Below are 10,414 nucleotides of genomic sequence, written 5' to 3' on the forward strand. Positions count from 1 at the left end.
GATGAGGGGCACGCCCCATCGGCGGCAGAAGACCCCCATCACCGCGCTCTCCTCCGCGACCCGGAGATCGGCCCACAGTGCGAGCTCGAGACCACCCGCCACGGCGTGGCCCGACAGCGCGGCGATCACCGGTTTACCCAGTCGGAGCCTCGTCGGCCCCATCGGACCGTCCCCGTCCGCGGCGACCCGATTGCCCTCGTCCCGCGCGATCGCCTTGAGGTCCGCGCCGGCGCAGAAGGTGCCGTGTTCCCCGTGCAGCACGGCGACGGAGGCCTCGGGGTCCGCGTCGAAGGCCCGGAACGCGTCGGCGAGAGCCTGCGCGGTCGGCCGGTCGACGGCGTTGCGGACATCGGGCCGGTTCAGACCGATCACGGTGACCGGACCGTTCGCCGAAACCGTCACTCTCGCATGCTCATCCACGATGCTCACCCGACCTTCGGGGTGACGCGATCGAGGATCGCGGACGTGTCCACCCCGGTCGGCAGCGTGCCGAGGACGTCACCGTGATCGGCCCCCAGCCTGCTGGCGCAGAAGGCGTCGGCGACCGCCGGGTGTCCGTGGCGGACCAGCAGGTGCCCCTGCAGGATCACCGCCATGTCCCCGATCACCCGGCGCGCGACGTACTGCGCCTCGTCCGGCTGCCCGGTGGCGATCGCCGTCAACGTTCCGCCCAGGCGATCGACGGCGCCGTCCAGTCGGGCGTCCGCCCCGCGGCTGGAGGAGACGGCCCCGAGGAACGCCTCGACCGTCTCCGGCTGCTTGGCCATGGCCCTCAGCACGTCCAGGGCCGCGACGTTGCCCGACCCCTCCCAGACGGACAACAGGGGCGCCTCGCGATAGAGCCTCGGCATCCGGGAGTCCTCCACGTATCCGTTGCCGCCGAGGCACTCCAGGGCCTCCGCCGCGTGGATAGGCCCGCGTTTGCAGACGTAGTACTTGCTGACGGCCAGCCCGATCCGTCGCAGGGCGTCGGCCTCCCGGTCTCCCGCGTCGGCGAGGTCGGTGAGTTCGGCGAGCCAGAGCGCGACCGTCGTGGACGCCTCGGCCTCCACCGCGAGGTCGGCCAGCACGTTGCGCATCAGCGGCTGGTCGATGAGGGCCGCTCCGAAGGCCCGGCGATGCCTCGCGTGGTGGACGGCGCTCGCGACCCCGACCCGCATCCCGGTGGCGGTACCGAGTGTGCAGTCGAGTCGGGTCATGTTGACCATCTCGATGATCGTCGCGACGCCCCGGCCCTCGTCGCCGACGATCCAGCCCGTCGTCTGGTCGTACTCGACCTCGCTGCTGGCGTTCGACCGGTTGCCGAGCTTGTCCTTGAGACGCTGCAGGAGGAAGGGGTTGCGTGAGCCGTCGGGCAGGACCCGAGGGACGCAGAAACACGTGAGCCCACCCGGCGCCTGCGCGAGGACCAGGAAGAGGTCGGACATCGGCGCGGAGGTGAACCACTTGTGCCCGGTGATCGAGTACGTCCCGTCGGCGTTCGGCGTCGCGCGCGTGGTGTTGGCGCGGACGTCGGACCCGCCCTGCTTCTCCGTCATCGACATCCCGGCCGTCAGACCCCGCTTGGTGGTGGGCGGCGCCAGAACCGGGTCGTACTCCGGACCCGTCAGCAGCGGTTCGAACGTCGCCGCGAGGTCGGGAGCGCGGCGCAGCGCCGGAACCACCGCGTAGGTCATCGAGATCGGACACCCGTGCCCTGCGTCCGTCTGGCCCCACACACTCGACTTGGCCGCGCGCACGAGGTGGGGGCTGGGCCGGGGGTCCGCCCACGGGGCGCCGTGCAGACCGAAGCCGACGGCACGACGCATCAGCTCGTGGTAGGCCGGATCGTAGTCGACCTGATCGATCCGGTTCCCGTACCGGTCGTGGGTCCGGAGGATCGGCGGGTTCGCCTCCGCGCGGTCGCCCCACTCGAGGGCGTCGGCGGACCCGGCGAGCCGACCGATCTCACGCAGCTCGTCCCTCGCGTGGTCCGCCCCGGCGCGGGCCAGGGCCTCCAGGATCACCGCTTGTTCCGACGCGTCGTACCCCACGAGGGGCGGGACCTGATTCGTGACCGTGTGTGTCGCCATCGATGCAGTATTACAGAAGTGCTACGAGTACGTCGATAGTGTAATTCGAAGGGCCGGCCCGCGCGTCGGGAGGTGATCAGCCGACGGCGTCGAGGGCAGCCCGGACGATGCTGTCGGTATCGATGCCGTGATGCCGGTAGACGTCCTCCAGCGCACCGGTCTGGCCGAACGTCGAGACCCCCAGCGCGCGCAGCGGCACGGTGTTGATCGTGGCCAGGAAGGCCAGCGTGTGGGGGTGCCCGTCGAGCACCGTGACCATCGGTGCCGCACGATCGGCGGGGAACACCGCGTCGAGGATCCAACTGGGTGCATCAGACCGTCCGGCCCGGGCCTGGAGGGCGGCGAACAGCAGGCCTGCGCTGGTGACGCAGACGACCTCTGATCCGATATCCAGAGCGGAGAGCCGGTCGGCGGCCGCCAGCGCCTCGCTGACGACCGCTCCCATCGCGACGATGGTGACGTCCGGATCCGCGCAGGCTCTCAGGGTGTAGGCGCCCGCGACCACCTGGGCCCGGCGGCGCTCGCGAGCGGCGGGGTCGTCGGGAACCGAGGCGAGGTGCTGGTCCACCGGCCGCGTCGACAGACGCAGGTAGGCTGATCGCCCGTCGGGCCGACCGAGGTGCGCGAGGCAGTCAAGCAGGATCCACTGCACCTCGACGGAGAACGCGGGTTCGTACGACACACAGCCCGGCTGTTCCACGCCGATGGACGGGGTCGTCACCGATTGGTGGGCCCCGCCTTCCGCGGACAGGCTCACACCGGAGGGTGTGCCGACGAGAATCGACTGCCCGCCTGCGTAGATGCCGAACGACCACGGCTCCAGGGCCCTCTCGACAAAGGGGTCATAGACGACGCCGATGGGCAGGAGCGGTTGACCCCACCGACTCCAGGTCGCGCCGAGCTCGCCGAGCAGTCCGACGAGGTTGGTCTCCGCGATTCCCAGTTCCATGTGCTGCCCGGTGGGTCTCTCACGCCATTTGACGACCGTCTCGGAGTCATCGGCGAACCAGTCGTGACGTTCGGTCGGCGACCAGACCCCCACCTTGTTGAGCCACCCGGCCAGGTTGGTGGTCGAACTGACGTCCGGGCTGACGGTCACCACGCGTGCGGCGACATCCGGGGCGTCGCGCGTGAGGTCCAGGAGCACTCGCCCGAGAGCGGCCTGGGTGGTCGACGTCGACGGCGGTGTACGGCTCAGGTCCCGCGGCACGGCCAGATCGGGGAGCGACGGAGCGGGCTCCCGGCGCAGGTACTGCGCGGTCGCCGCGCACAGCGTGCCCTCGGGTGATCCCGGGTCGAACCTCCGCCACGGGCGATCGACCGCCTCACCGAGTGAGTCGGCCAGGCTCGCGAACTGATCGGCGGTGAGCAGTGAGGAGTGGTTCTGCGGGTGCCCCTGGGTCGGCAGCCCGAAACCTTTGACGGTGTAGGCCAGGATCACCGTGGGGCGTTGGTCGTCGATCCGGGCGTAGGCGTCACGCAGCGCGTCGATGTCATGACCACCGAGGTTGGAGATCGCGCCGAGGAGGGCCGCGTCTGCGAGATCCCCGATCACCGTGGCGATGGCCTCCGCATCGGCCCCCTCGCCCGGCAGCCTGTCCCGGATCTCCTGCGCAGAGCACCGCAGCAGCCTCTGGTACTCGGGGTTCGACATGTCACGCAGTCGTCGTCGCAGCGCGTCGCCACCGGGGCGGGCGAACAGCTCCTCCAGAGTCCGACCGAAGTCGACGGTGAGGACCTGCCAGCCCGCGGCGGCGAACATCTGCTCCAGCCGCGGGGCGGCGATGTTGGGCACGACGCGGTCGAGCGACTGCCGGTTCATGTCGACGATCCACACCACCTCGCCGAGTTCGGCCACCGAGGGGTCGAGCACGGCCTCCCACACCGCTCCCTCGTCGAGCTCGGCGTCGCCGACGATCGAGTACTGCCGGCCGGGGCCGGTGGGGCCGAAGGTGGTGTCCACGTAGCGCCGGGCCATCGCACCCCACAACGGTGCGGTCGCCCCGATTCCCACCGATCCGGTGGAGTAGTCCACGCGGTCCGGGTCCTTCGATCGACTGGGGTAGGGCTGGAGACCGCCGTACTCGCGCAGCGTCGGCATGTACTTCTCGTCGAGGTCGCCGAGAAGGTAGTTGATCGAGTGGAGCACAGGCGAGGCGTGGGGTTTGACCGACACACGGTCGCCGGGGCGGAGCTGCCCGAACCACAGCGACGTCATGATGTGCACCATCGACGCGCACGAGGCCTGGTGCCCCCCGACCTTGAGGCCGCTGGGATTGGGGCGGACCCGGTTCGCGTGGTGGATCATCGCCGTGGAGGTCCACAAGACGCGCTTCGCGATCGACTCCAGTATTGCGCTGTCGGCTCCGGGGGCGGCGGCTCCGGGGGTGGCGGCCTCGGGGGCGACGGCCCCGGTGGCGGCCCCGGTGGCGGCGTGGGTCATGGCTGGGACTCCTTCTCACGGCGTGACGGGGTCGTCGACGTGCTGAACACCGGCGACCAGCGGGTCCGGAGGAAGGACACCAGGTCCCCCGCGGAGGAGGCGGCCGAGGTCTCGGTGCTCCAGATGATGTGCCCGTCGCAGCGGACCGCGACGGCCCCGCCCCGGTCGAGGCCCAGGAGGGTCTCCGTACGCTCCGGGTCGACGCACCGGGTGCGGATGTCGACCACGTCGACCTCCATGGGTCCGGTCGACCCGCTGCGGAGACGGTCCCGCCAGGACCCCGCATCGGCGGTGATGAGGGTGACCGTCTGCGGGTCGCGGTTGACCAGCTGCAGGATCGACCGACGCCCGTCGGAGGTGTCGATCAGGGACACGTGCGGGAGTCGGCCTCCCGGCACGACGCACGGCGAGTACTCCACGACATCCCCCACGACGTCGTCGTCGGTGCCGGACTGACGACCTCGGTCGTCGGCCGCCACGAGCGGCCCGTCGTAGCAGTACCCGAACTCCAGGCCGGTCGAGACGAAATGCGACAGCTGCAGGGGTATCGCCTCGGCGGCCTTTGCACGCACACGCGACGCCCGCGGGGTCTCCTCGAGAAGAACGGCCGTCCGCGCGAGGCCGCCACGAACGAGATGCTCCGAGAGACGCGCGGCCATCCCCGCCGGCAGCCACCTCAGTGGTGCCCGGCCCATCAACCGGGTGACGTTGTAAAGCGCACGGTTCGTCGCACCGAAGTGCCGGGTGACCGCGTCGAGCTGGAAGTGGTTGGACACACTGTGGTGGGCGAAGCGTTCGACCACCGGTCGGCGTTCGAGCTCGTAGGTGTCGAGAAGGGTCTCGCGGGCGCCGTGGGTGAGCACGGCATCGAGCTTCCACGCGAGGTTGTGGGCATCCTGCACGCCGCTGTTGAGTCCGTAGCCCCCGGTGTGGGGGAACCGGTGGGCCGCGTCACCGATCAGGATGACCCTGCCGCGGCGGAAGCTCTCCGCGGTCTGCGAGGTCATGGTCCACGCGCCGGTGGAGACGATGTCGTAGCTGTTGTCCTCGCCCAGGACCGCGGGGAGGGTGTCACGCCAGTACCGGTCCGGGTCGGCGGCGATGGGTTGCCCGGGATGCAGGTAGGTGCCCATCAACACGTAGTGGCGATCGGCGTGCGCGATGAGCACTCCGGCGAACTCCGGTCGGTAGATCCAGGTGAGCAGGGGCCTGTCGTCCGGATGCAGGTCCGGGGACCGGAAGAACGCGCTGGCCATACGGGCCAGGACCGGGCCACGCAGACCGATCCCGAGGCTCTCGCGGATCGGACTGTTCGCGCCGTCGGCACCGATCAGGTACTGCGCGGCGATCCGACCGAGGTCCGTGTCCGCCACCACTCCGTCCTCGACCCGGGTGACGGCGCGCACGCTCACCCCGCGGCGGAACTCGACCAGCGGTTCGGCGTCGAGCCACTTCCAGAGCACGGGCATCAGCAGGTGCTGGCCCACGTGCGAGAGGAGGAAGTCGCTCAGGGAGCGAACCTGCTCCAGCCGTTCCGGATCGGAGAGCAGGTCGATCTCGCCCAGCGGGGGTGCGGAGGTCGACGACATCCACCGGATGACGCTGATCTCGGAGATCGGCGGGGACAGCGCCGCGATCTGTGCGGCGAGGTCGGGGGCGATCTCGCGCCAGATCTCGAGCGAGCGGGCGTTGATGACGTGCGCGGCGGGGTGGGTCAGTGGCTCCTGCCGCCGGTCGAGCACGAGGGAGGAGATGCCGCGCGACGCGAGCAGCAACGCGAGGGTCGCGCCGGAGCTGCCCGCGCCGCAGATCACGACGGGGGCCCGGGTCTCGGGGCTCATAGCGTGCGGAACGTGATGGCGCGCTTGTTGGACCGGGCGGTGGTGCCCGGACGCACTCCCGCCTGTCGGTGCACGAGCTCGGAGGGCGCCGCGCCACCGCGCAGCCGCTCCAGCAGATACCCCGGGTCGATCATGACGCCGATGGGGTTGTCCGCGAACTCCTCGCTGTCGAAGAACGCGGCGGTCTCCTCCGCGGTGGGGAAGTTCTCGACCTGGAACTCGAGGCGGATCCCATCCGGGTCCTCGTAGTACAACGACGTGGTGGGGCCGTGATTGATCGACCACACCGGTTCTATCCCGAGAGATGCGAGACGCTCGTGGTTGAGGAGCAGCCGTTCGAGCGAGCTGTAGGTGAACGCCAGGTGGTCGACTCCGAGGATCTTGCGGCGGAGCCTGGCCAACGGGAAGAGGAAGCGCACGAGGCCGGGGATCTTGACCAGAGCCAGTCGATGACTCTCGTCGTCCCAGGTGAGGAAGGCGATCTGCTTGTCCTCGTGAACGACCTTCGCGCCCAGAACCGTCCGGTACCACTCGATCATCTCCGTCGCCCGCGGCGTCTTGACCACGTAGTGAGCGAGGATCTCCGGCGCGAGGGGGGTGTTGACCGGCTGCGCGATCGTCATGATGTCTCTCCGTTCGTCGAGTTCTCGGCGATGATGGGGGTGCGTTGCGTGCCCAGGTCGAGAGACCCGTCTCCTGAGCGGATCGAGGCGGTGACGAGGTCGCCCGGTCGCAGGAAAGGGCCGTCCTGGTTGCGTCGGATGAACAACCGCCACATCACGTGTTCGGGAAGAAGAGCGGTGGCCAGACGCCTGATGAGCGGATGAGGTGACTTCGCGGCGGTCCCGTGTGGCGTGCCGGTCAGGACGACGTCTCCGGGCGACAGGTTGCAGAACGTGCTCAGCTCGCTCAGCGTCTCGGCCGGTCGGTACAAGAAGTTCGACGTCGAATCCGACTGCCGGACCTCGTCGTTCACCCTCAACTCCAGATCCAGATCGTCGAGGAGTGGGTACTCGTCCTCGTCGAGGATGAGGAGCTCGGGGCCGAGTGGACAGAATCCGCGGTAGCTCTTGCCCTTGAAGTACTGCCCCTGAGGGAGCTGGACATCGCGGGCCGAGATGTCGTTGCCGATCGTGAGGGCGGCGACATAGCGGGGGAGCTGGTCGTCGGTGAGGGTGACCGGCCGGTCGATGGTCGCGCCGATCACCAGGCCCAGTTCGATCTCGTAGTCGAGCAGCCGCACATGGCGGGGGCGGGTGACGGGGTCGAACGGCCCGGACACCGAGGCGTCGGTCTTGTCGAAGAACAGATTGAACGCGCGGTTGTCGGGATCCATGCCCGACTCGATGGCGTGTTGTCGGTAGTTCGCACCCTGGCAGATCACCCGACACGGCGTGGTCACCGGCGACACCACGGTCACGGCGGACAGCCGGTGGGTCGGGGGTCGACCGAGCCCGTCCCGCCACTCCTCGATTCCCCGCTCCAGCACCTCCCCGGTGGTCGGATAGGCGCCTTCCAGGGCGGTGGCCTCGTCACCGTTGACGATGCCCCAGTGCGTCGTCCCCTCGGCGACGTACCGGATCAGCCTGACGGCCATGTTGGCTCCTTCATGTCGAACCCGATGTCGCGGACCCTACCGATTTGGTTGACTGGCAGTCAATGACTATCGGTCAGGAATCTTGCAGGCCAGCCCCCTCTCGTACACTCGGGGACGTGAACAGCGATGCCGGATCGCGCCCCGATGACGCCCCCGGCGCCCCCGGCGCCTCGCCGTCACGAGCCGAACGCAAGGTCGCGACGCGCGGTCGCGTCCTCGAGGCGGCCGCCGAGACGTTCGCCGAACGCGACTACAGCGCGGTCACGGTCTCCGAGATCGCCCGACGGGCGGGCGTCGCGCACGGTCTGGTGTTCCACCACTTCGGGTCAAAACAGGGGTTGTACCGGGCGGTTCTCGACAGGTTCGTGAAGAACATGGACTCGGCGTTCGCCGCGGGCGCCGACACCGACCCCGCCGACGCGATCCGAGCCGGCCTCCGTGCGCACCTGTGCTACGTCGCCGATCACCCGGAACTCGCCCAGCGACTGATCGCCGGGGGGCGCTCACCGGACGCGGACGTACTGGAGGCGTCGCAGGCAGGACGCGCCCGAGCGCTCGAGATGCTGGCCGAGCTCGTCGGGGTCGACGCCGACGACGCCACCGTCCAGTTCGTCGGCCGAACGATCATCGCGGCTGCGGACGAAGCCTCGTTGAACTGGGTGCGGACAGGCTGCCGCCTTCCCGTCGACGACCTCGTCGAGTGGCTCGTCGAGGTGGGGTCCGCGGCGATCAGAGGCGCCGCCGTCCTGGACCCGGACCTCGACGTCGATACCGCCCTGGCGGTCGTGCACACCAGCCGGCGGCCGGGAGCCTAGAGCATTCCGTCCGGCGGCACGGGCCGACCGAGCTAGGGTGATAGCCGTCACATCCCGCGCCCAACGGCGCCGTCCGGGAGATGGTCAGTGCCTCGACTCCGCTTCACCCTCCCCCTCCTGACGGCGGCGGTCTCGACAGCCCTGGCCCTGGCCTGCGCTCCTGTGGCATCGGCGACCGACCCCGCCACCCGTCCCGCCCAGCCGATCTCGTATACGGCCGAGGCAGGCGGGATCTACCAACTCGCCAACCCGGGCCGGCCGTGGCCGGGCGTTGACGACTGGTCGTGCCGGCCCTCCCCGGAGCACCCGCGCCCGGTCATCCTCCTGCACGGCACCGGCGCCAACGGCGTCAACAACTGGGGGACCGTCGCGCCGTCCCTCCTGAACGAGGGGTACTGCGTCTTCTCACCCACGTACGGCGCGACACCGCTGTTCCCCGGAATCGGCGGTTCTTCACGGATGTCCGATCACGTCGCCGAGATGACGTCGTATCTCGATGGCGTCCTCGCGGCCACCGGCGCCGAGCAGGCCGACATGGTGGGCCATTCGCAGGGAGTGACCGTGGCGATGCACCTGGCCAAGGTCACCCGCCCGGGCAGGATCGGAACGGTGGTCTCACTGGGCGGATTCGCCGGCGGGACCGCAGAGGCGGGGCTCCCGGGTCTGGCTTCCCTCTCGCCGGTGGTGGACCTGGAGGGCATGGCCGCCGAGTCCTCGCGGGGCCTACCCGACGGGCCCCTTCCCGTACCCTTCCCCGCGATGCTCGACATCAACGAGCACTCGCCGACGGGCCGCCTCCTCTTCGCCGGAGGCAGCCCGTTCGACCGGAGCACCAGGTACACCCTCATCGCCTCCGCTTTCGACGGCCTGGTCCCACCCGCGATGAGCTTCCCCGAGGGTGACCACCCGGGCGTCACCACGCACGTTCTCCAGGACACCTGCCCACGCAACGGAGCCGACCACGCCTCGCTCTACGCCGACCCCCAGACCCTCGACCTGGTGCTCAATGCCCTCGACCCGGCTGCCGCCGTCACCCCCCGGTGTTGGCCCACCACCCCGGTCCTCGGCGCACTCGGGGCGGTTCCGGCCCGCGGAGAGGCCTGACCCGCTCGACAGCTGTGGTGGACCCTCACACGCGCCCGCGCCTCCACGCCCATACCAACGACCCCACCGCGACCAGGACGAGCACCGGGAGCACCCATGCCCCGTCCACTGCCGTGCGAGTTACCCCGCCACGCGCCGTCGCTTCGACTCCCTCTCCGGGTCCGACGCGTACAACCAGGACTCCGCCTCTCCCGGTCGCACGAGCGCCCGGCCCACCAGGATCACCGCGGCCTGCCGCAGGCCCGCGGCCTCGACGGCGTCGGCGATGTCGGCGAGAGTGCCGCGCAGCTCCACTCGGTGCGGGCGGCTCGCGTGGGCCACCACCGCGACCGGGCACTCCGCGCCGTGCGTGGGCACCAGCCGTTCGGCGAGCTCGCGGATCCGGGTGATCGCCAGGTGCAGCACCAGTGTCGCCCCGGTCGCGGCGAAGTTCTCCAGAGATTCAGAAGACGGCATGGCTGTCGACCGGGCCTGGACCCGGGTCAGAACGACGGACTGCACCACCTCGGGAACCGTCAGCTCGACCCCCAGCTCCGCGGCGG

At 70.0% G+C, this 10,414-nt stretch carries 9 protein-coding genes; 2 read left to right on the forward strand and 7 right to left on the reverse strand.

What is annotated here, in order from left to right:
* The 6 genes from G6026_RS17340 to G6026_RS10610 all read right to left on the reverse strand — a co-directional run.
* A partial coding sequence (locus G6026_RS17340) for an enoyl-CoA hydratase-related protein (RefSeq protein WP_347238091.1) occupies nucleotides 1-402 on the reverse strand: 402 nt, incomplete at its 3' end.
* A gap of 23 nt (nucleotides 403-425) precedes the next feature.
* On the reverse strand, nucleotides 426-2,072 hold the full coding sequence (locus G6026_RS10590) for an acyl-CoA dehydrogenase family protein (protein WP_182613157.1): 1,647 nt from the start codon (nucleotides 2,070-2,072) through the stop codon (nucleotides 426-428).
* Nucleotides 2,073-2,148: 76 nt separating this feature from the next.
* Nucleotides 2,149-4,515, reverse strand: coding sequence for a pyruvate dehydrogenase (locus G6026_RS10595; protein ID WP_182613158.1), 2,367 nt, complete (start codon nucleotides 4,513-4,515; stop codon nucleotides 2,149-2,151).
* Nucleotides 4,512-6,356, reverse strand: a complete 1,845-nt coding sequence (locus tag G6026_RS10600; RefSeq protein ID WP_182613159.1) for an FAD-dependent monooxygenase — start codon at nucleotides 6,354-6,356, stop codon at nucleotides 4,512-4,514. Before G6026_RS10600 ends, G6026_RS10595 begins: the two co-directional genes overlap by 4 nt.
* Nucleotides 6,353-6,979, reverse strand: a complete 627-nt coding sequence (locus G6026_RS10605) for a VOC family protein (RefSeq protein WP_182613160.1) — start codon at nucleotides 6,977-6,979, stop codon at nucleotides 6,353-6,355. The genes G6026_RS10600 and G6026_RS10605 overlap by 4 nt, the downstream gene beginning before the upstream one ends.
* Nucleotides 6,976-7,953: a fumarylacetoacetate hydrolase family protein gene (locus G6026_RS10610; protein WP_182613161.1), complete on the reverse strand. Its 978-nt coding sequence runs from the start codon at nucleotides 7,951-7,953 to the stop codon at nucleotides 6,976-6,978. Before G6026_RS10610 ends, G6026_RS10605 begins: the two co-directional genes overlap by 4 nt.
* A 116-nt stretch (nucleotides 7,954-8,069) precedes the next feature.
* Between G6026_RS10610 and G6026_RS10615 the strand changes: the two genes are divergently transcribed.
* Together G6026_RS10615 and G6026_RS10620 are read left to right on the forward strand one after the other, a co-directional pair.
* Complete coding sequence (locus G6026_RS10615; RefSeq protein WP_182613162.1) at nucleotides 8,070-8,768, forward strand: TetR/AcrR family transcriptional regulator; 699 nt, start codon at nucleotides 8,070-8,072, stop codon at nucleotides 8,766-8,768.
* 87 nt (nucleotides 8,769-8,855) lie between these two features.
* Nucleotides 8,856-9,872, forward strand: coding sequence for an alpha/beta fold hydrolase (locus G6026_RS10620; protein ID WP_182613163.1), 1,017 nt, complete (start codon nucleotides 8,856-8,858; stop codon nucleotides 9,870-9,872).
* Nucleotides 9,873-9,992: 120 nt separating this feature from the next.
* On the opposite strand, the gene G6026_RS10625 is transcribed toward G6026_RS10620, so the two are convergent.
* A partial coding sequence (locus tag G6026_RS10625) for an SAM-dependent methyltransferase (RefSeq protein ID WP_241728021.1) occupies nucleotides 9,993-10,414 on the reverse strand: 422 nt, incomplete at its 5' end.

The organism is Dietzia sp. DQ11-38-2 (assembly GCF_014145055.1).
Taxonomy (GTDB): domain Bacteria; phylum Actinomycetota; class Actinomycetes; order Mycobacteriales; family Mycobacteriaceae; genus Dietzia.

Bases quoted from the DNA above. Each gene is read 5' to 3' on its own strand.
- G6026_RS10590 (WP_182613157.1), bottom strand. From the start codon at position 2,072: ATGGCGACACACACGGTCACGAATCAGGTCCCGCCCCTCGTGGGGTAC.
- G6026_RS10595 (WP_182613158.1), bottom strand. From the start codon at position 4,515: ATGACCCACGCCGCCACCGGGGCCGCCACCGGGGCCGTCGCCCCCGAG.
- G6026_RS10600 (WP_182613159.1), bottom strand. From the start codon at position 6,356: ATGAGCCCCGAGACCCGGGCCCCCGTCGTGATCTGCGGCGCGGGCAGC.
- G6026_RS10605 (WP_182613160.1), bottom strand. From the start codon at position 6,979: ATGACGATCGCGCAGCCGGTCAACACCCCCCTCGCGCCGGAGATCCTC.
- G6026_RS10610 (WP_182613161.1), bottom strand. From the start codon at position 7,953: ATGGCCGTCAGGCTGATCCGGTACGTCGCCGAGGGGACGACGCACTGG.